The organism is Curtobacterium sp. MCJR17_020, from assembly GCF_003234365.2.
Classification (GTDB): Bacteria; Actinomycetota; Actinomycetes; order Actinomycetales; family Microbacteriaceae; genus Curtobacterium.
Genome location: NZ_CP126260.1, coordinates 2713270 through 2732694, shown reverse-complemented (window position 1 = coordinate 2732694; position 19425 = coordinate 2713270). Strand labels below are relative to the sequence as shown.

The window sequence follows — 19425 nt, the reverse complement described above, 5'->3', positions numbered from 1 at the left end:
AGGTCGTCACCAGCCCCACAGCCCCAGAGCCGGCCATCCGCCGGCAGTGAGCGTTCCGTCTCACGCACGCCGTGCCTCCCGTCCGCTGCCACGGACCGGGGTGCGAAGCACCCGAACCCCCTCCTGCCGAAAGGCCCCCGCCCATGTCCACGACGGTCCTGCCCGATGCGGAGCGCATCGACCTGACGCACACGAAGGGCTCGACGCTGTCGGGCCGTCCGCCAGGTCGCAAGCGCAAGACCAACTGGCTGCCCTACGCGCTCGTCGCGCCGGCCATCCTGTTCGAGCTGCTCATCCACATCGTCCCGATGCTCACCGGCATCTGGATCTCGTTCATCCAGCTCACCAAGTACTTCATCGCCAACTGGGGCGCTGCACCCTTCGCGGGACTGCACAACTACTCGGTCGTCGTCGACTTCGACCAGGCGATCGGCAAGGGCGTCCTGCACTCGTTCCTGATCACCTGCGGCTTCACCGTGCTCGTCGTCGGCCTCTCCTGGACCTTCGGCATGGCCGCCGCGGTCGCACTGCAGAAGCCGTTCAGGGGCCGCGGGCTCTTCCGCACCCTGTTCCTGGTGCCGTACGCGCTGCCGATGTACGCCGGCATCATCACCTGGAAGTTCATGTTCCAGCGTGACTCGGGCGCGGTGAACCACGTGCTGGTCGACCAGTTGCACCTGTTCAACGGCACCGGCCCGTTCTGGCTGATCGGCTCGAACGCCTTCGTCTCCGTCGTCGTCGTGGCGATCTGGAAGACCTGGCCCTTCGCGTTCCTGATGCTGATGGCCGGCCTGCAGTCCGTGCCGAACGACGTGTACGAGGCCGCCTCGGTCGACGGCGCGAAGCCCTTCCGGCAGTGGCGCTCGATCACGCTGCCGATGGTCCGCCCGGTCAACGTGACGCTCGTGCTCGTGATGTTCCTCTGGACCTTCAACGACTTCAACACGCCGTTCGTGCTGTTCGGCTCGACCGCGCAGCCCCCGGCCGCGGACCTGCTGAGCTTCCACATCTACAACGCGTCGTTCATCACCTGGAACTTCGGCTCCGGTGCCGCGATGAGCGTCCTGCTCCTCATCTTCCTGCTCATCGTCACCGGCATCTACCTCGCCGTGACCAACCGGAGGTCCGTCCGTGCGTGAGACATTCGGCGCCAAGTCCTTCAAGGTCGTGACCCTGGTCATCCTGACCCTGTTCACGGTCGTGCCCCTCTACGTGATGATCACCACGGCCATCAAGCCGCTCGGTGACGTGCAGAACGACTTCACGTGGATCCCGACCAACATCACCATCCAGCCGTTCATCGACATGTGGTCGACGGTGCCGCTCGGCAAGTACTTCGTGAACTCGCTCGTGGTCTGCACGGTCGCCACGGTGTTCTCGCTGATCATCGCGACGTTCGCCGCCTACGGTGTCTCGCGCTGGAACTTCAAGGGCAAGAGCACCTTCACCACCGCGGTGCTCTCCACCCAGATGTTCCCCGGCGTGCTGTTCCTGCTCCCGCTGTTCCTCATCTTCACGAACCTCGGGAACTCGCTCGGCATCCAGCTCGTCGGCAGCTGGACCGGCCTGATCATCACGTACCTGACGTTCACGCTCCCGTTCTCGATCTGGATGCTCGCCGGCTACTTCGAGACGATCCCGCGTGAGCTCGACGAGGCCGCGATGGTCGACGGTTCCGGCCCGATGGGTGCCCTGTTCCGGGTCATCCTGCCCTCGGCCCGTCCGGGTCTCGTGGCGGTCGGCATCTACTCGTTCATGACGGCCTGGGGCGAGGTGCTCTTCGCCTCGGTCATGACCAACGGCGACGGGCAGACCCTGGCGGTCGGTCTGCAGCAGTACTCGACGCAGACGAACGTGTACTGGAACCAGATCATGGCCGCGTCCCTCGTGGTCTCGATCCCCGTGGTGATCGCGTTCCTCATCGTGCAGCGCCAGTTCGTGGCCGGCCTGACCGCCGGTGCCGTGAAGTAGGCGGTCTCACCCCGGCCCCGAGACTCGGGCTGGGCGACAGTCCTCGTGCCATCGAGCACGAGCGACGTCGCGCAGCCCGAGTCTCGTCGTTCCGGGCAGGATGGGCCGCATGAGTGGAGCGCGTGGGCGGCAGCTGCTGCCGGGACAGACCAGCCGGGTGCACGTGTACGACATGGCGTCGCGGACATCGCGGCTGGTGTTCGAGTCGAGGACGGTGCTCGTCGAGGCGCCGAACGTGCTCGACGACGGCGCCCTGGTGCTGAACGGGAACGGCGACCTCTGGCTGCTGCCGCGCGCCGACGGCGGGCAGGTCCTCGACGAGACCGCACTCCTGCCGGTGCCGATGCCGGGCGTCCCCGAGATCAACAACGACCACGTGCTCGACCCCTCGGGCAACTCCGTCGTGGTGAGCGGCCGCGACGGGGACCTGTACCGGGTGCCCGTGCCGGCCGGGGGAGCGGCGGCGACCCTCACCGACGTCACCACCGCGCTGCCGGTCGTCCGGAAGTTCTACCTGCACGGCATCGCCCCGGACGGGGAGACCCTCGCGGCGATCGTCGGGGAGCGCACCACGGAGGGCGTCTGGACCACCGACGTCGCACTCGTCGACCCCGCCACCGGCGAACCGACGTTCCTGACCCGCGACGAGCACCCCGACGACGGCGTCTCGTTCGCGGGCGAGATGCTCGTGTGGAACTCGGAGCGCTTCACGCCGGGCACCGCACAGCTCGTCGCGCTCTGGCCAGGGGCGACCGACCCGGTCCGGATCACGAACGACGACCGGGTGAACTGGTTCCCGCACGTCTCGCCGGACGGGGAGCACCTGCTCTACCTGTCGTACGAGCCGGGGGTGCAGGGCCACCCGGCCGACCAGCGCGTGGAGCTGCGGCGGCTGCCCGGGATGCTCGTCCGCGGCGCCCGGATCATGCCGGTGCCGGAGACCCTCGTCGTGCTCGACGGCGGCCAGGGCACGGTCAACGTCCCGCCGTGGTCCCCGGACTCCCGCTGGTTCGCCTACTGCGACTACCCGGTGGGTCGAGACTCGGTCTGAGCGACAGTCCTCGGGCTCGTGGCCACGAGGACTGTCGCCCACCGCGAGATTCGGGTCACCTCAGACCTCGCGCACCTGCCCCTGCTTGAGGTGCAGGCGACGCTCGGCCCGCTTCGCCACCCACGAGTCGTGCGTGACGATGACGACCGTCAGCCCGCGTTCCTTCCACTGCTTCTCGATGAGCCCCATGATCTCGTCGCGGGTGCCCTCGTCGAGCGCGCCGGTCGGCTCGTCCGCCAGCAGCACGCTGGGGTTCTTCACCAGGGCACGGGCGATCGCGACGCGCTGCTGCTGCCCGCCGGAGAGCTCGGCCGGCAGGTGCTCCATCCGCTCGCCGAGCCCGACCTCGCGGAGCGCAGCCGTGGCCCGCTCGCGGATCTCCGAGCGTGCTCGGTTCGCGAGTGACCCCGCGAACGCCGTCTCGACGTTCTCGAGCGCGGTCAGCGTCGGGATGAGGTTGAAGCTCTGGAACACGAAGCCGATCTCCGTCGCCCGCAGGTCGGTCAGCGCACGGTCGCCGAGCTTCGCCACGTCGCGGTCGCCGCCGAGGTGGATCGAGCCGGCCGTCGGCCGGTCGAGTGCCCCGAGCATCTGCAGCAACGTCGACTTGCCGCCGCCGGTCGGCCCCTGGATCGCCACGAGCTGTCCCTGCGGGATCGTCAGGTCCACGTTCGTCAGGGCGGTGACGGTGCGGTTCTTCTGCTTGTACGTCTTGCTGACGTTGGTCAGCCGGTACATCGGACTGGAGGCGCGGCTCGCCTCCGCCTGGCCGGGTGCGGTGTCGGTGCTGGTCACGGTCACTCCTTCTGGTCGCGTGCTCGGGGTCGGTGCGGGTCCGGCGGTCGGCACCGCGCCGGTGGCGGGGCCGGGCATCAGGCCACGCTCCGCAGTGCCTCGGCCGGACGGAGCTTGCTCGCGCGCCAGCCGCCGAGTGCGCCGGCGATGAGGCCACCGAGGATCGCGAGGCCGATCGCCAGCAGGATGACCTCGACGGTCACCGGGGCGTGCAGGACCACGTCGGTCGTCGACGCGGTGCTCGCGCCGCCGCCGAAGCCGCCGGCCGGGGCGCCGCCCGTCGTGCCGCTGCCCGCGGCCGCGGTCGCCGCGCCACCGGGCATGCCGCCGCCGCCACCCGCGCCGCCGCCACCGGTCGTGCTCGAGGCGCTCGCCGAGATGGTCGGGCTGATGATGTTCACCACGAGGATGCCGATCAGGCCGGCCGCTGCGCCGAGGACGCCGCCGATCAGGCCCTGCACGAGCGACTCGCCCGCGACCTGCCGGGTGATGCGGCCGTTCGACCAGCCGATGGCCTTGAGGGTCCCGAACTCGCGGGTGCGCCTCGTGACGCCGGAGATCGTGAAGAGGATCGCGATGAGGAACGCCGCCGCCAGCACCACGATCGACAGCCAGGTGCCGAGGTTCGAGACGAGGCTCGACGCGGTGCTCAGCGAACCGGAGACGCTCGACGCCAGGTCGGACTCAGTGGAGACCGTGGCGGTGGTGAGCTTCTTCTGCAGGGCGGTCTTGATCGCGCTGACGTCCGACGAGGACTCGGCGGACACGTAGATCGAGGTGACCTTGCCGTCGAGGTCCGCCAGCGCCTGCGCGGTGTCGAGGGGGATGTAGGTGTTCGAGCCCGTGGTCGACGACGAGCCGGTCGAGGTGACGATGCCGATGACCTCGAAGTCGGTGCCGCCGATGTCGACGGTGTCGCCGACCGCCTTCGACTCGCTCTTCGCGTAGGACGCATCCAGCACGACGACGTCCTTGCCGGCGTCCTTCGCGGTGAACGTGCGGCCCTTGGTGAGCTCGGTGCTGGTCAGGGGGCCGACGGCGTCGCCGGAGACCGGGATGCCGGTCACGGTGAACGAGTCGACGTTGAACGAGCCGCCGCCGAAGCCGCCGCCCTGGCCGGAGTCACCACTCGGCGGACCCTGCTGGGTGGAGCTGTCCGTGCCGCTGCTGTCGGAGCTGCTGCCGTCGGTCGACTGCTGGACCTCACCCGAGAACGTGCTGTTCTCGAGGGTCAGGACACCGGTGGCCGCCTTGACGCCGTCGGTGCCCGTCACGGTCGTGAGGTTGGCGGCGCTCAGCGTGCTCGTGCCGCGGGCGACGGCGAGCCGTGACTGCGACAGGTCGGTCGAACCGCTGCTGTCGCTGTCGTCACCGCTCTGGCTGCCGAAGTCGAAGCTCGGTCGACCGGAGCCCGACGCGCTCGGGGTCGTCGTCTTCGTGACGGTGATGTCGGTGCCGACGCCGTACACGGACTGCAGCACGCTCGACTGCGCGGCCTTCACGCCGCCGGCGATCGAGGACACGATGACCACGAGGGCGATGGCCAACGCCATGCCGATCGCGATGATGACGGTCTGCTTCTTGCGGTTCGTGAGTTCGCGCCTGAGGTAGGTCAGGAACATGGTTCTCCTCGGTGGTGGCCGGCTGGGGTCACCGGCCGTGCAGAGCGCACGGCGGGGCCGACGGAGGAGAACCTAGGCAGCCGCTCAGTGGCCGACCCATCGATGGCCTATGAGCCGTCTAAGCCCACGAGGATTCCCTGTCGTGTGATATGTTGGATGCGTGGCAATCGTGCGGAGCGGACTGATCAGCCTGGCCGGCACGGCTCTGCGCGCATCCGTGCAGATCGCATCGAACGTCGTCGTGGCGCGGCTGCTCGGTCCCGATGCGTACGGCACAGCCGCCACGGTGCTGGCGTTGGGGATCGTCCTCGAGCTCGTCCGGAACAGCGGGTTCGCCGCGGTCGTGCTGCGGTCGGGGGATCAGCCGAACGCAGTCATGGTCGCACTGCACCGGGCGAGCACCCTGGTCGGCGTGCTCCTCGCGGCCGTGGTCGGTTGTGCCGGGCTCACGGTCCTCCTGGTCGTGCCGTGGGCGCCGTACGGCACGCTGCTGCTCGTCGTGGCGACGGCGTTCCCGCTCGCCGGGTTCGTGGCGGTCCCGATCGCCGGCATGGCTCGTCGGCACGAGATGGCCAGGGTCGTGGCGATCGAGTCGATCTCGGTCGTCCTCGGTGCCGTCTTGTCGATCGTCCTGGCGTCCTCCGGTGCCGGGCCGATCGCCATGGTCGCTCAGGTCGTGGTCCTGTGGGTCGCCGTCGCGGTCGGTGTCATCGTGGTCCGCAACGTGCCCCGAGGCCCCGCGGCCCCGTGGGCCGGGGTCCGTTCCATGGCCGGGCTCGCGCGGGACGTCTCGCTCGTGCAGCTGGTCTCCCTCGTCGCACGTGCTGGTGACCGTGTGCTCGCCGCGGTCCTGTTCGGTCCGGCCGCCGCCGGTCTCTACGTCCAGGCGATGCAGCTGATGACGCTCCCGCTCGACCAGATCGGTGCAGCGGTCCAGCGGATCGCCGTGCCGGCACTGGCAGCAGCCGAGGTCGACCCGCGACGCCGCTACCGGCAGCTCGTCCGCATGGTCACGCTGCTCGCGTGGCCGGTGCTGACGCTGCTCGGCGTGCTGGCCGAGCCAGTCGTCCGACTGCTGTTCGGTGCGGCGTGGATCGGGTCCGCTGGACTCCTGCCCTTCCTGGCGGTCGCCGGCGGCGCACAGGCAGCCGGGTTCTCCGCGGTCTGGTACTTCGTCGCGAGCGGCCGGTCCGGGCGTCAGCTGCGGTGGGCGCTCGTAACACAACCCGTCGTGATCGCCGGCATCGCCGTCGGGGCGCAGTGGGGACTCCGCGGGATGGCTGCTGGGTACGCGGCAACCTGCGTCATCCTGGTCGTGCCCGCCTTCCTGGTGTCCACCTGGGGCACCAGCCTGCGGCTCCGGGACCTCGCGGTCTCCGTGGTGCCTGCTGCGACGGCGAGCGGGGTCGCCGCCCTCGCTGCCGTGGCTGCGCGCGACGTGGTGTCCTCGGACCCTGCGGGCGGTGTGCTCCTGCCAGCGGTCCTCGGCGTGGCGGCGGCTGGCCTGGTGTCCGTCGCCTTCCCGACCGTCCGCGGCGTCCTCCATCGACCGCTCCTGCGCGGTCTGCCGAGCGCGACTGGTCGTGGGCGATGACACCCCACGCGGGGCGGAGCCCGAGCAGCACCGCGCCGATCGGCGCGAACGACGACCAACCGTCGGTCGGCATCGTCGTCCCGGTCGGCCCGGGGGGCACCGACGACCTCGGAGCGCAGTTGGACGCACTCGTCCGGCAGACCTGGGAGGGCGCGGTGACCCTGGTGATCAGCTGCAACGGCGAACCGGTGCGGCTCGTCGCGGAGCTGTTGCGCGCGATCGAGTGGCCGGCCCGCTGGAGGACCATGGTGATCGACTCGTCGGCGGTCCGCGGGCCGAGCGCTGCGCGGAACGCCGGATGGCGCCGACTGGAAACGGACCTGGTGCTGTTCTGCGATGCGGACGACGTCGTGTCGGACAGCTGGGTCGAGGGGATGGTCCGTGGGCTCGAGCGCGCCGGAGTGTGCACCGGGCCCCTGCTGCAGGACGCGCTCAACGACGGCTGGATGTGGGAAGCCGTCCAGCAGCCGTGGCCCGTGGTGCGCTTCGGCCACCTCCCGCACACATCGTCGGCGAACCTGGGCCTGCGTCGGACCGTCCTCGAGCAGACGGGTGGGTTCGACCCGGAGTTCGGCGCTGCGGAGGACATCGACCTCGCCTGGCGGGCCACATACCTCGGGTACCCGACGTGCTTCGAGCCGACTGCGAGTGTGCAGTACCGGCTCCGGCGGAGCTCCGTCGCGCTGTTCCGGAACCACCGGCACTACGCACGTTGGGACCACGCACTGGTCGCCCGGCACCGGACGCAAGGCGCAGCCTGGCAGCGGCGCGAGGTCGTCCGCGAAGTCCTGGCGACCGGGTGGTCGATCGTCCGAGCACCGTTCGGGCGTCGGCACCGGCGCCGCGCGGCGATCCGACTGGGGACGCTGGCCGGGTGGCTCGAGCGGTACTCCGGCGGACGCCCCACGTCCGTCTGAGTCCGACGGTCAGCTCGCGTCGCCGTACGCCCGACGCAGGTGCTCCGCGTAGCCGCCGGGCGTCCGACCCGCGAACCGCCCGCTCGTCACCACCGGTCGGTCGACGGTCGCGTCCACGCGGAACCCCATCGCGTGCGCCCGCTCGACGAGCCGGACGTCCTCGTGCTCGGGGACGGGGTCGAACCCGCCGAGCGCCAGGTACGCAGCCGCTAGAACGCCGAGGTTCGCGCCGTGCACGTGTCCGAGCGCGGCGCCGGGCGGGTGCGCCTGCGTCCAGCGCGCGAGCACGACGGGGTCGAGGTCCTCCGGATCGGGGACCACGGCACCGACGAGCACGTGCGCCCCGGACCGGAGGGCGTCGGCCTGCTGGACGAGCCAGCCCACCGGCACACGTGAGTCCGCGTCGGTGTGGGCGAGCCAGCGGGTCGCCGGGTCACCGGGGTGCTGACGGAGCGCGTGCGTGGCGCCGATCGTGCGCGCTCGTCCGACCCCGACGTGCGGGGTCGGGACGACGTCGACGGGGAAGTGCCCAGCGACCGTGGCCGTGTCGTCGGTGCACCCGTCGAGCACGACGGTCACCGAGACCTGCACCGCGGGGTACTCCTCGGCGAGCCGGGCACGTGCGGCGAGCAGGGCGTCGAGGCAGGCGGCGATGCGGTCCTCCTCGTCGTGCGCGGGCACCACGACGTCGATGCGGACGACTCCAGGGGAGGCGGTCACCGGACGAGCCCCTCGGCCCGCGCGACCGACTCGACGCCGGGTCCGGGCAGCACGCTCAGGATGAAGTCCGGCTCGACGTGACGGACGAGGGCCGGCCGTGGCCACCGTTCCGCGAGCCGCGCGTCCACCGCGTCACCGCTCGACACCGCCTCGTCGTCGGGGTGCCGCCAGTGGCAGGCGACCAGCACGCCGTCGTCGTCGAGCGAGGCCAGCACGCGGTCGATCGTCGCGTCGAGGTCAGCGGGGGACAGGTAGTAGCCCACCTCGGACATCACCACGAGGTCCCACCGACCCGCTGGCCACTCGGCGGGCAGCGAGGCCTGCACGAACCGGGCCCCCGGCGCACGGACCGCGGCCTGTGCCAACGGCGCGGCCGAGATGTCGGTGCCGAGGACGGCGTCGGCCCGCTCGGCGAGCGCGGCGGTGAGGACGCCTGTGGCGCACCCGAGTTCGAGCGCCGACCGGTACCGCTGCTGGGGGAGCGCGGCGAGCGTCGCGGCACGCTTGCGGCGTTCGTACCAGGAGCCCTCGAAGTCCCACCCCTCGGGCTTCCGCTCGTAGTGCGCGTCGAAGGACTCCCGCGAGCGGGACGCCGTCGGCTCGGGCTCGAAGAACCACTCGGTGGACCGCAGGTGGTGCGCGGCGTGCCGGTCGTCGACGATCGCCTCGTCCCCGGCGGCACCGGACAGCGGGCGGATCTGCGAGGCGTAGGCGTCGAGGGCGGCGCGCTTCCGCTCCCGGACGGCGTCGGCCAGCGGCAGGACCCGGGCTCGGTCCCACGGCTGCGCGGACGCCGACGGGTCGTCCCAGTGCCACGCCCAGATCGGGTACGTCAGCAGCGACACCTCGTCGGCCTCGGCGGTGACCGCTTCGGCGACCTCACCGGCGATGCGGTGGTCCCGGTGACCGTCCCCCCGCCACGGCGCCACCACGAGCGTCGGCCGCACGGCGTCGTCGAGCGCTCGCCGCAGGGCGTCGGTGACCTCGTCCCGGTGCTCCCGAGTGCCGCCGTCGGGGATCCCGAACGACGTCGCCGTGGCGCCGGGGTGCAGCGTGGCGAGAGCGCGGACGAGTTCGCCGTCGCGCACGTCCGCCAGCTCCTGCGCCGTCGTGGTGGGGGAGTCCGGGTGGGAGCGCTCGCCGCGGGTCAGGAGCATGACGTGCACAGGGATCCCGGCGTCCGCGGCGCTGGCGATCAGTCCGCCGGCGCCCAGGGTCTCGTCGTCGGGGTGCGGCGCGACGACCATCACCGAGCGGATGCCGTCCAGGTCCACCGGTGTGGTCGGCACCGAGTCGAGGAACGGGGTCCACGCCGCGGGGTCGGTGCCCGGCTCGCGGTGGTCGAAGCTCACCACGCGACACCGCCGCGCTCGACGACGATCCGGCCGATGCGGGCGAGGTCGCGTGCGCCGTGGTCCTGCAGCACGTACAGCTCGAGGTCGGCAACCCGTGCCGCGACGATGGGGTCCGAGGTCAGGGGCGCCGGGCCGACGGTGGCGACGACCCGCTCGCGCACGGAGTCCACACTCCGACGGACCCGGGAGCGCACCGTCTGGGCGAGCAGCGGCCAGTCGACGTCGGGAGCGTCGGGGGCCTCGGAGCGGTCGATGCGGGCGGCGGCGTCGGCGAGGGCGTCCTCGGCGTCCGCGAGGTCGAGCACGGTCGCACCGAGGGCGGCCTGCAGCAGTTCGGACTCCGGGTGGGCTGCGGCCAGCGAGCGCAGGACCCGCCCGAGTCCGACCGCGCCGCCCCACCAGCACGCCGCGACACCGATGCCGCCCCACGCGAAACCAGGCCGTCGCAGGTACCAGCCGGGTGCGCCGACGACCTGTGCCGGGACGCCGTCGAAGTCCACCGGGCCGCTCGGCACGTCGGGCATGCCCCGGGCGACCCAGGCATCGTCGTGTGCGGTGACACCGTCCTGCCGCAGGTCGACGGCGACGAGGACGCGGTCGGCCCCGGCGTGTGCGGTCACCAGGGCGTGGGACAGCGTCGAGGCGAGGGAGCACCACGGCTTCGTGCCGGTCAGGAGCACCGTCCCGTCGTCCTGCGCCGTGGCGTCGAGGCGGAGGTCGGGGCCCTCGGCGGCGAAGACGCCCCAGGTCGAACCGGCAGGGACCGCCACGTCGGCTTGGTGCAGGATGCCGAGTGCGTCGAGGTGCGGTTCGACGGTGCGGGCGGTCGCGACGTCGCCCGCGGCGACGGCGGCGAGCGTGGCGAGGAATCCGCCGGCGGTCCCTGCGGACAGCAGCGGGGTGGTGGCGGCGAGCGTGCGCGCGGCCGTCAGACGGTCTGCCGGGCTCGAGCCGGGCCTCCCGGCCGTCCCCTCGATCCCCGCGGTGTCGACGTGCCTGGCGGACGGTGGCCAAGCGGAGGATCGCAGCATCCCCCCAACCTACGAAGGAGCGGCCGAGTGCTCTCGGAGCGATCCACAGAGCGCGGAGGGGCGGCCCACAGACAGCTCATAGGAATTCCTCGATACTCGAAGACGTGACCATCTCCCAGCCTGCAGCAGCCCCGCGCCTCACGCGTGCCGACGGAACCCCGTTGCGCATCCTGGTCGTCGACGACGAAGCCAGCCTCACCGACCTGTTGTCCATGGCGCTCCGCTACGAGGGCTGGGACGTCAAGAGCGCGAACGGCGGGCAGGACGCCCTGACGACGGCGCGGGAGTTCAAGCCCGACGCGATGGTGCTCGACGTGATGATGCCGGACCTCGACGGACTGCAGGTGCTCAGCCGGTTGCGGCAGAACAACGACGACACCCCGGTGCTCTTCCTCACCGCGAAGGACTCCGTCGAGGACCGCGTGACCGGGCTCACCGCGGGCGGCGACGACTACGTCACGAAGCCGTTCTCGCTCGAGGAAGTGGTGGCGCGACTGCGGGGCCTCATCCGCCGCTCGCAGATCTCGATCTCCGAGGCGGGCGACTCCCGCATCGTCGTCGGCGACCTGGTGCTCGACGAGGAGTCGTACGAGGTGCACCGTGCCGGCCGGCCGATCGAGCTGACCGCCACCGAGTTCGAGCTCCTCCGGTTCCTGATGCGCAACCCCCGTCGCGTGCTGTCGAAGGCGCAGATCCTGGACCGCGTGTGGTCGTACGACTTCGGCGGCAAGTCCTCGGTCGTCGAGATCTACATCTCCTACCTGCGCAAGAAGATCGACGCCGGCGAGACCCCGATGATCCACACGGTGCGCGGCGTCGGGTACGTCATCAAGCCCACCTCGTGACCCTCCGGCGTCGGCTCGTCCTGAGCATCGTCGCCCTCGTCGTCGCTGTCAGCGCGGTGATCGGGGCGGTGAGCATCATCGCGCTCTCCTCGATCCAGACAGGCGCCATCGACAAGCAGATCACGAGTGCCACCCACCGGGCACAGCGCTACCTCGAGCAGAACCAGAACGGACAGCCGAGCATCGACCTGTCCCGCCCGTCCGGGCAGGCCGCCGGCACCCTGACGGCGTACTTCGTCGACGGGCAGGTCGTCATCGCGAACGTGCTCGACGACTACGGGCGCCCCAGTGCCATCACGCAGTCGAGCGCCACTGCCCTCGGTCAGGTCCGCGTGGGCGGCGACCCCGAGACCGTCGACCTCGGCTCGGACATCGGTCGCTACCGGCTCACCGCCGTGACGGTCGGTCCCGCCGTGCTGGTCGTCGGGTTGCCGATGGCCCCGGTCTACGCCAGTGTCTGGTCGCTGCTCTGGGTGGTCGTCATCGTCGTCGGCGCCGCGCTGCTCGCCGCCTCGATCGTCGCCGCCGTCGTGGTCCGGCGTTCGCTGCGCCCGCTCGAGCGCGTCGCCGAGACCGCCTCGACCGTGGCAAGGATGCCGCTCGACCGCAGCGACGCCCTGGACGGGGTCCGCGTGCCCGACACCGACCCCCGCACCGAGGTGGGCCGGGTCGGCAGCGCCTTCAACCGGATGCTCGGGCACATCGGCAGCGCGATGCAGGCCCGGGAACGGTCCGAACAGAAGGTCCGGCAGTTCGTCGCCGACGCCTCGCACGAGCTCCGCACCCCGCTCGCCTCGGTGCGCGGGTACGCCGAGCTCACCCGTCGGATGGGCGGTGACTTGCCGAAGGACGTCGTCTACGCGATGAGCCGCATCGAGTCCGAGTCCATCCGGATGACGTCGATGGTCGAGGACCTGCTGCTCCTCGCCCGCCTCGACGAGGGGCGCGAGATCCAGTTCGACGAGGTCGACCTGACCGGGCTCGTGCTCGACGCCGTGAACGACGCGCACGCTGCCTCGCCGGAGCACGTCATCGAGATCGACGTGCCGTCGTCGCCCGTCGTGGTCGTGGGGGACGCCGCGCGCCTGCACCAGGTCATCGTGAACCTCGTCACGAACGCCAGGACCCACACCCCCGAGGGCACGCGCATCACCGTGGGCCTTGCGCCGTCGCCGTCGGGCGCCGGTGTCGACCTGACCGTGCGGGACACCGGGCAGGGCATCGACCCGGAGTTCCTGCCGAAGCTGTTCGAGCGGTTCGCCCGTGCCGACAGCTCCCGATCGCGCACCGTGGGGTCGACGGGGCTCGGGCTCGCGATCGTGGACGCGGTCGTGCAGGCGCACGGCGGGAGCGTCGAGGTGGCGAGCGAGCCGGGCGACACCGTGTTCACGGTGCACCTGCCGGTGGATCCGTCGGCCGCGTCGGAGTCGGAGTCCGCGTCGGCCGCGTCGGCCGCTTCTGCGGTGTCCGCTGATTGGTCGGGGACGCCCGCCGCGGTGGACGCGACCCACTGACGCTGGGGAGGCGCGGGGCGGGCCCGCACCGCGCCTCCCGACCGCCGTTTGGTCTCGTCCACGGCATCTGCTACTGTTCTCGAAGCCAAAGACCGCCGGATGTCGTGCTGCTCGCAGCGTGACCGAAGGTCCTCACTCGTGAGGCATCCCGCGCAGGTGTTCCGAACCACTCCCACCATCTGGTGAGAGCAGCTCCGAGCCTCTGCGCCGGAGCTTTTTTCGTTCGTGGACCTGGGGCTACCGGCAAGAAACCCCAAGGAGAACCATGGCGAACAAGGAAGCTGCGGTCGCCGAGCTCACGGAGTCCTTCCGTAGCTCGAACGCCGTTCTGCTCACCGAGTACCGCGGTCTCACGGTCGCGCAGCTCAAGGAGCTCCGCAACTCGATCCGTGAGCACGCCACGTACGCCGTGGTGAAGAACACGCTGACCAAGATCGCGGCGAACAACGCCGGCATCTCCTCGTTCGACGAGGAACTCGCCGGTCCGTCCGCTCTCGCCTTCGTCCACGGTGACACCGTCGCCGTCGCGAAGTCGCTGCGTGCATTCGCCAAGGCGAACCCCGAGCTCGTGGTGAAGGGTGGTTACTTCGACGGTAACCCGCTCTCCGCGACCGAGGTGGACAAGCTCGCCGACCTCGAGTCCCGTGAAGTTCTGCTCGGCAAGCTCGCCGGCGCCTTCAAGGCCTCGCTGTTCGGTGCTGCGTACCTGTTCCAGGCCCCGCTCTCGCAGGCCGTCCGCACCGTGGACGCCCTTCGCGAGAAGCAGGAGTCCGCGGCCTGATCAGGCTCGCGTTCCACAACCACACGTATTAGCTAGTAGTAGGAGAAAATCATGGCGAAGCTTTCGCAGGACGAGCTCATCGAGGCCTTCAAGGAGCTCACGCTCATCGAGCTCTCGGACTTCGTGAAGAAGTTCGAAGAGGTCTTCGAGGTCACCGCTGCTGCCCCGGCCGCTGCTGCCGCTCCGGCCGCCGCTGCCCCGGCCGAGGCCGCTGAGGAGAAGACCGAGTTCGACGTCATCCTCAAGTCCGCTGGTGACAAGAAGATCCAGGTCATCAAGGAGGTCCGTGGCCTGACGTCGCTCGGCCTCGGTGAGGCCAAGGCGCTCGTCGAGACCGCCGACGCAAAGATCCTCGAGGGTGCGAACAAGGAGACCGCCGACAAGGCGAAGGCGACCCTCGAGGCCGCTGGCGCCACGATCGAGCTCGCGTAGTCTCGACCGTTCGGTTCACGAAGGCCGCTGCCCCTCGGGGTGGCGGCCTTCGTCGTTGCCGGGGGTGTGGTGCGTGCGTGCGTGGCCCGAGACTCGGGGTGAGCGACACTTCTCGCGACGAAGAAGCCGAGATCAGTCGCTCACGCCGAGTCTCGATCTGCCGGGCCCGAGACTCGGGGGATCAGACGATGATCCTGTGCTGGCGGAACAGGGCGCGGAGTCGGTCAGGATCGACGAGATGCCACCAGGTCGGACGGACGACACTCCGGACCCCGGGTACCGAACGGATCCGGTCCTCTCGGACCTTCTCGTGCCAGACGGCATCACCCGGGGCGCGGCCAGCGAGCATTCCCCGATCGGTGTACTTCTGCTTGCCGTCGAACTCGACGACGACGCCGGTGTCCTCGAACCAGAAGTCGACCCGGTCCACTGCGCCGCTCGCGTGCCGGAACTCGTGCTGCGCGGCCGGACGAGGGAACCCGAGTTCGACCATCCGTACCGCCGCGTACGACTCTCCGACCGACTCGTGCAGCGGGTCGAGCGCCTCGTAGACGGTTCGGCACCTGACGGATCCGCGTCTGGGGCGCATTGGGAGTGCTGCCTCGAAGTCTTCGACCGAGAGCGTTCCTCGGCGAACCGCGTCGTCGATCGCCACCGCCGCCACGGACGGCTCGAGGGTCGTGGCGAGGTCGACAGCGGTGCGCAGCGCACTGGTGAGCCGCACGCCGGCGAACGAAGACGGCCTCGTGCCGGTCTCCGGAGGACCAGCGTGCCGCACGAGGTGGGCTCGGTGTTCCGTCTTGCGCGTTGCACCGTCGGTCACGTGGACGCGTTGCGGGGGAGAACCGATGAGTGGCCAGCCGTACGCGATCGCGGCCGTCAGGTGGGAGAAGGCAGCGTCGTCACGGAGCTGCGGCGCCAGAGCGCGTGCGATCAGGAGGTGTTGTTCGGTGCTGCTGACCTCCCGCCAGACCTGCGCGTCGACGTAGACGCCATCGGTGATCCGGACGAGCTGGCCCGCGCGGTGTCGCCGCTGGAGCAAGCGGGATCCGGTCGGGTCGAGACTCGTCGCTCGGAGAAGGCGCGTTCGTTCGGTCGTCATGGCTGGAGCCTCGCGGCCCGACGTCCGTCAGGTGCTCCGCGCGAGCCGGCCTGTGGAGAGTTCTTCGTGGCGGGGGAATGTGGACGAGACTCGGTGCTGCCCCCGCGATACTCGCGGTGAACGACACTTCTCGCGTGCCTGAGCGCGAGAAGTGTCGCTCAAACCGAGTCTCGGGGCGGGCCGGGCGGTCAGCGCAAGGTGCTGTGACGGCGGCCGTAGGCCAGGTAGAGCACGGCGCCGACGACCATCCAGATGCCGAAGGCGATCCACGTCGTCGCGCCGAGGAACACCGCCAGGAGGACGCAGCTCAGGGCACCGAGGATCGGCACGACGGGGAACAGCGGGACGCGGTACGAGCGCTCGAGGTCGGGCTGCGAGCGACGGAGCACGATGACCGACACGTTGACGAGCGCGAACGCCACGAGGGTGCCGATGCTGGTGGCGTCGGCGAGCTCGCCCAGGGGGACCAGGGCGGCGACGATCGTGACCGCGATGCCGATGATCAACGTGTTCGCGATGGGGGTACCGGTGCGCCGCGAGACCCGACCGAAGACCTTCGGGACCAGGCCGTCGCGGGCCATGGTGAGCAGGATCCGGGTCTGGCCGTAGAGCACCGTCAGCACGACGCTCGCGATCGCGACGACCGCGCCGATCGAGAACACCAGCGCGACGAGGGGCTGACCCGTGACATCGACCACGATGCGGACGAGCGAGGCCTCGGAGGACGAGAAGTCGGTCCACGAACGGGCACCGATCGCGGCGATGGCGACGAGGATGTACAGCGCCGTGATGAGCGCGATCGAACCGATGATCGCCCGGGGGAGGTCGCGGCGGGGGTTCTTCGCCTCTTCGCCGGCGGTGGAGGCGGCGTCGAAACCGATGTACGAGAAGAAGAGCCTGGAGGCCGCAGCGGTCACCCCGGCGGCACCCATCGGTGCGAGCGGTTCGAAGTTCTGCGCCTGGAAGGCCGTGAAGGCGACGACCACGAAGAACACGAGGAGTGCGATCTTCACGACGACCATGACGGTGTTCACCCAGGCGCTCTCGCGGGCTCCGGGGATCAGGACCACGGTGGCGAGCAGGACCAGGACGGCCGCCGGCAGGTTCACGACGCCGCCGTCCCCCGGGGGCGCGGACAGTGCCGTCGGCAGGTGCAGCCCGAACACACGCAGGGTCTCGTCGACGTACTCGCTCGCGCCGACCGCGACCGCTGCCACCGAGACGGCGTACTCGAGGACGAGGCACCACCCGCAGACCCAGGCGATGCCCTCGCCCATCGTGGCGTAGGTGTAGGAGTAGCTCGACCCCGAGGTCGGGACGGCTCCGGCCATCTCGGCGTAGGACAGCGCCGAGAGCAGGGCCGCGATCCCGGCGACGACGAAGGAGATCCACACGGCCGGGCCCGCGAGCGGCACGGCCGTGCCGAGCACCACCAGGATGCCGGTACCGAGGGTCGCGCCGACACTGATCATCGTCAGGTGCCAGACACCGAGCGACCGGCGGAGCGGTTCGCCGTTGACGCCGACGGCTGCCTCGGACTGCAGTTGCTCGATCGGCTTGCGGCGGGCGAGCTGCTGGCGGAGGGACGTGGGACGGGACGGCGCGGACGTCATGGGACCTCGGTGGTGCGGGGGCGGGGACGGCACATGCTCGCACGCCCCCTGAACGGGGTCAAATACGGCCGTCAGACTGCACCGCGGAACGGCGGTGATCGAGCGCGCGCCGATGTCCGACCGCGGGGATACGGTTGCTGCATGAGCATGGGCGGCGGGATGCGCGGGGGCGGTGGTCCGCGCGGCGGCGGCCGGATCTCCAGCGGTGACTTCCGTGCGCAGAAGGCCGCCAACGCCGAAGCGCCGAAGATCCCGCACCTGGTGAAGCGGATCGCCGGGCTGTTCGTCCCGCACCGCAGGTCGATCATCCTGACGGTCGTCCTCGTGCTGATCGGCGCGGCGATCTCCGTGATCCCGCCGCTGTTGACGCAGCAGGCGTTCGACCGCGGCCTGTTCCCACCCTCCGGCAGCCCCGACGTCCCGGTGCTGGTCGAGCTCGTGTCGGCGATGGTGTTCCTCTGGATCGCGAGCGCCGGAGTGGGCGTCTGGCAGACGTACCTGACGGCGACGGTCGGCAACAAGGTCATGGGCGCCATGCGGATGCGTCTGTTCGGGCACCTGCAGCGCATGGAGCTCGCGTTCTTCACCCGCACCAAGACCGGCGTGATCCAGTCCCGCCTGCAGAACGACGTCGGCGGCGTCGCGAGCGTGCTCAACAACACGATCTCGTCGGTGCTCGGCAACACCGTCACGGTCATCGCCGCGATCGTCGCGATGCTGCTGCTGAGCTGGCAGATGACCCTGGTCGCGGTCGTGCTGCTCCCGTTGCTCGTCATCGCGCAGCGTCGGGTCGGGCAGGTCCGTGCCCGCATCGCCGGGCAGACGCAGGAGTCGCTGTCCGACATGACGGCGATCACGCAAGAGGCACTGAGCGTCTCCGGCATCCTGCTGGCCAAGAGCTTCAACCAGCAGCGCAGTGAGACCCGCCGCTACGGTGACGAGAACCGCAACCAGATCCAGCTGCAGGTCCGCCAGCAGATGTCCGGACAGTGGTTCTTCGCGATCGTGCAGATCTTCCTGTCGATCATCCCGGCGATCATCTACCTCGTCGCAGCCTGGCTGATCATCGGCGACGTCCCGATCACCGCCGGCACCATCGTGGCGTTCACGACGGTGCAGTCGCGCCTGCTGTTCCCGACGGTCGGACTGCTCCGGGTGGTGCTCGACCTGCAGACCTCCGGAGCGCTGTTCGCCCGCATCTTCGAGTACTTCGACCTGAAGCCCGCGATCACGGACTCGCCCACCGCGAAGCCCGTCGACGACACGATGGTCGGTCACGTCGCCTTCGACGACGTGACGTTCACGTACCCCGACGGCGAGGCCGACAAGCCGACGCTCCGCGGGGTCTCGTTCGAGCTCCGGCCCGGCCAGTTCGCCGCCTTCGTCGGTCCGTCGGGCGCGGGCAAGACGACCGTGTCGTACCTGGTGCCACGGTTGTACGAGGCGACCGAGGGCTCCGTGCGGTTCGCCGGACAGGACGTCCGCGACCTCGTGCACGAGGACCTCATGCGCCACGTGGGGATCGTCAGCCAGGAGACGTACCTCTTCCACGCGACGATCGGCGACAACCTGCGCTACGCCAAGCCGGACGCCACCGACGACGAGGTCGAACGGGCGGCTCGGGCGGCGAACATCCACGACACGATCGCCTCGTTCCCGGACGGCTACGACACCGTCGTGGGGGAGCGCGGGTACCGGCTGTCCGGGGGCGAGAAGCAGCGGATCGCGATCGCCAGGGTGCTCCTGAAGGACCCGCCGGTGCTGGTGCTCGACGAGGCCACGAGCGCGCTGGACTCGATCTCGGAACGCGTGGTGCAGACCGCGCTCGACACTGCCGCCGCGGGGCGCACCACCATCTCGATCGCGCACCGGCTGTCGACGATCCGGGACGCCGACGTCATCTTCGTGCTCGACCACGGGCGGATCGTCGAGCAGGGGACGCACGACGAACTCCTCGCGCTGGACGGCACCTACGCGCTCCTGCACCGGCAGCAGAACACCCCGGCGGACGCCGTCGGCCGCTGACCCCGCCGATCACGGCCACCGACCTGCGGGCGGGCGCGCCGATCGGACACGCGCCCC

The 19425-nt window shown here is 70.5% G+C and carries 17 protein-coding genes; 10 read left to right on the top strand and 7 right to left on the bottom strand.

Annotated elements, in window-relative coordinates; genetic code table 11:
* Positions 1–143 precede the first annotated feature (143 nt).
* The 3 genes from DEJ14_RS12800 (at position 144) to DEJ14_RS12790 (ending at position 3022) form a co-directional block, all read left to right on the top strand.
* Entirely contained in the window at positions 144–1139 is a 996-nt protein-coding gene (locus DEJ14_RS12800; RefSeq protein WP_111084254.1) for a carbohydrate ABC transporter permease, read from the top strand.
* Positions 1132–1971 (top strand): carbohydrate ABC transporter permease, encoded by an 840-nt coding sequence (locus tag DEJ14_RS12795; RefSeq protein ID WP_111084253.1) that lies wholly within the window; start codon positions 1132–1134, stop codon positions 1969–1971. Before DEJ14_RS12800 ends, DEJ14_RS12795 begins: the two co-directional genes overlap by 8 nt.
* 109 nt (positions 1972–2080) lie before the next feature.
* Positions 2081–3022 (top strand): TolB family protein, encoded by a 942-nt coding sequence (locus DEJ14_RS12790; protein WP_111084252.1) that lies wholly within the window; start codon positions 2081–2083, stop codon positions 3020–3022.
* 60 nt (positions 3023–3082) lie between these two features.
* Here the strand turns inward: DEJ14_RS12790 and DEJ14_RS12785 are convergent, their stop codons facing one another.
* Both DEJ14_RS12785 and DEJ14_RS12780 read right to left on the bottom strand, forming a co-directional pair.
* On the bottom strand, positions 3083–3760 hold the full coding sequence (locus tag DEJ14_RS12785; RefSeq protein ID WP_111084468.1) for an ABC transporter ATP-binding protein: 678 nt from the start codon (positions 3758–3760) through the stop codon (positions 3083–3085).
* A gap of 134 nt (positions 3761–3894) precedes the next feature.
* Positions 3895–5439 carry an ABC transporter permease gene (locus DEJ14_RS12780; RefSeq protein WP_111084251.1) on the bottom strand — a complete coding sequence of 515 codons (1545 nt, stop codon included), beginning with the start codon at positions 5437–5439 and terminating at the stop codon, positions 3895–3897.
* A 160-nt stretch (positions 5440–5599) separates the two neighbouring features.
* On the opposite strand from DEJ14_RS12780, the gene DEJ14_RS12775 reads away from it, so the two are divergent.
* Positions 5600–7033: an oligosaccharide flippase family protein gene (locus DEJ14_RS12775; RefSeq protein ID WP_111084250.1), complete on the top strand. Its 1434-nt coding sequence runs from the start codon at positions 5600–5602 to the stop codon at positions 7031–7033.
* A complete protein-coding gene (locus DEJ14_RS12770) occupies positions 7030–7950 on the top strand; it encodes a glycosyltransferase family 2 protein (RefSeq protein ID WP_111084249.1) in 921 nt (306 codons plus the stop codon). The genes DEJ14_RS12775 and DEJ14_RS12770 overlap by 4 nt, the downstream gene beginning before the upstream one ends.
* Positions 7951–7959: 9 nt before the next feature.
* On the opposite strand, the gene DEJ14_RS12765 is transcribed toward DEJ14_RS12770, so the two are convergent.
* Genes DEJ14_RS12765 through DEJ14_RS12755 form a run of 3 tightly spaced genes read right to left on the bottom strand, consistent with a single transcriptional unit; the run spans position 7960 to position 11056 of the window.
* Positions 7960–8670: a glycosyltransferase gene (locus tag DEJ14_RS12765; protein WP_258373184.1), complete on the bottom strand. Its 711-nt coding sequence runs from the start codon at positions 8668–8670 to the stop codon at positions 7960–7962.
* Positions 8667–10022 carry a PIG-L family deacetylase gene (locus tag DEJ14_RS12760; protein ID WP_258373183.1) on the bottom strand — a complete coding sequence of 452 codons (1356 nt, stop codon included), beginning with the start codon at positions 10020–10022 and terminating at the stop codon, positions 8667–8669. The genes DEJ14_RS12765 and DEJ14_RS12760 overlap by 4 nt, the downstream gene beginning before the upstream one ends.
* Complete coding sequence (locus DEJ14_RS12755) at positions 10019–11056, bottom strand: acyl-CoA dehydrogenase family protein (RefSeq protein WP_146249685.1); 1038 nt, start codon at positions 11054–11056, stop codon at positions 10019–10021. Before DEJ14_RS12755 ends, DEJ14_RS12760 begins: the two co-directional genes overlap by 4 nt.
* Before the next feature lie 104 nt (positions 11057–11160).
* On the opposite strand from DEJ14_RS12755, the gene DEJ14_RS12750 reads away from it, so the two are divergent.
* From DEJ14_RS12750 to rplL, 4 genes are all read left to right on the top strand, one after another.
* Positions 11161–11901 (top strand): response regulator transcription factor, encoded by a 741-nt coding sequence (locus DEJ14_RS12750; RefSeq protein ID WP_017888661.1) that lies wholly within the window; start codon positions 11161–11163, stop codon positions 11899–11901.
* Positions 11898–13415 carry a sensor histidine kinase gene (locus DEJ14_RS12745; protein ID WP_111084246.1) on the top strand — a complete coding sequence of 506 codons (1518 nt, stop codon included), beginning with the start codon at positions 11898–11900 and terminating at the stop codon, positions 13413–13415. Before DEJ14_RS12750 ends, DEJ14_RS12745 begins: the two co-directional genes overlap by 4 nt.
* A 265-nt stretch (positions 13416–13680) precedes the next feature.
* On the top strand, positions 13681–14196 hold the full coding sequence (gene rplJ, locus DEJ14_RS12740) for a 50S ribosomal protein L10 (RefSeq protein ID WP_111084245.1): 516 nt from the start codon (positions 13681–13683) through the stop codon (positions 14194–14196).
* Between the two features lie 51 nt (positions 14197–14247).
* Positions 14248–14628: a 50S ribosomal protein L7/L12 gene (gene rplL / locus DEJ14_RS12735; RefSeq protein ID WP_017888664.1), complete on the top strand. Its 381-nt coding sequence runs from the start codon at positions 14248–14250 to the stop codon at positions 14626–14628.
* A gap of 181 nt (positions 14629–14809) precedes the next feature.
* Here rplL and DEJ14_RS12730 read toward each other — a convergent pair whose 3' ends face one another.
* Together DEJ14_RS12730 and DEJ14_RS12725 are read right to left on the bottom strand one after the other, a co-directional pair.
* Positions 14810–15730 carry a hypothetical protein gene (locus tag DEJ14_RS12730; RefSeq protein ID WP_111084244.1) on the bottom strand — a complete coding sequence of 307 codons (921 nt, stop codon included), beginning with the start codon at positions 15728–15730 and terminating at the stop codon, positions 14810–14812.
* 188 nt (positions 15731–15918) lie between these two features.
* Positions 15919–17343, bottom strand: a complete 1425-nt coding sequence (locus DEJ14_RS12725; protein ID WP_111084243.1) for an amino acid permease — start codon at positions 17341–17343, stop codon at positions 15919–15921.
* 141 nt (positions 17344–17484) lie between these two features.
* Between DEJ14_RS12725 and DEJ14_RS12720 the strand changes: the two genes are divergently transcribed.
* Complete coding sequence (locus tag DEJ14_RS12720; protein WP_258373182.1) at positions 17485–19368, top strand: ABC transporter ATP-binding protein; 1884 nt, start codon at positions 17485–17487, stop codon at positions 19366–19368.
* Positions 19369–19425: the final 57 nt, after the last annotated feature.

Bases quoted from the DNA above. Each gene is read 5' to 3' on its own strand.
- DEJ14_RS12800 (WP_111084254.1), top strand. From the start codon at position 144: ATGTCCACGACGGTCCTGCCCGATGCGGAGCGCATCGACCTGACGCAC.
- DEJ14_RS12790 (WP_111084252.1), top strand. From the start codon at position 2,081: ATGAGTGGAGCGCGTGGGCGGCAGCTGCTGCCGGGACAGACCAGCCGG.
- DEJ14_RS12785 (WP_111084468.1), bottom strand. From the start codon at position 3,760: ATGTACCGGCTGACCAACGTCAGCAAGACGTACAAGCAGAAGAACCGC.
- DEJ14_RS12780 (WP_111084251.1), bottom strand. From the start codon at position 5,439: ATGTTCCTGACCTACCTCAGGCGCGAACTCACGAACCGCAAGAAGCAG.
- DEJ14_RS12770 (WP_111084249.1), top strand. From the start codon at position 7,030: ATGACACCCCACGCGGGGCGGAGCCCGAGCAGCACCGCGCCGATCGGC.
- DEJ14_RS12755 (WP_146249685.1), bottom strand. From the start codon at position 11,056: ATGCTGCGATCCTCCGCTTGGCCACCGTCCGCCAGGCACGTCGACACC.
- rplJ (WP_111084245.1), top strand. From the start codon at position 13,681: ATGGCGAACAAGGAAGCTGCGGTCGCCGAGCTCACGGAGTCCTTCCGT.
- rplL (WP_017888664.1), top strand. From the start codon at position 14,248: ATGGCGAAGCTTTCGCAGGACGAGCTCATCGAGGCCTTCAAGGAGCTC.
- DEJ14_RS12730 (WP_111084244.1), bottom strand. From the start codon at position 15,730: ATGACGACCGAACGAACGCGCCTTCTCCGAGCGACGAGTCTCGACCCG.
- DEJ14_RS12725 (WP_111084243.1), bottom strand. From the start codon at position 17,343: ATGACGTCCGCGCCGTCCCGTCCCACGTCCCTCCGCCAGCAGCTCGCC.
- DEJ14_RS12720 (WP_258373182.1), top strand. From the start codon at position 17,485: ATGAGCATGGGCGGCGGGATGCGCGGGGGCGGTGGTCCGCGCGGCGGC.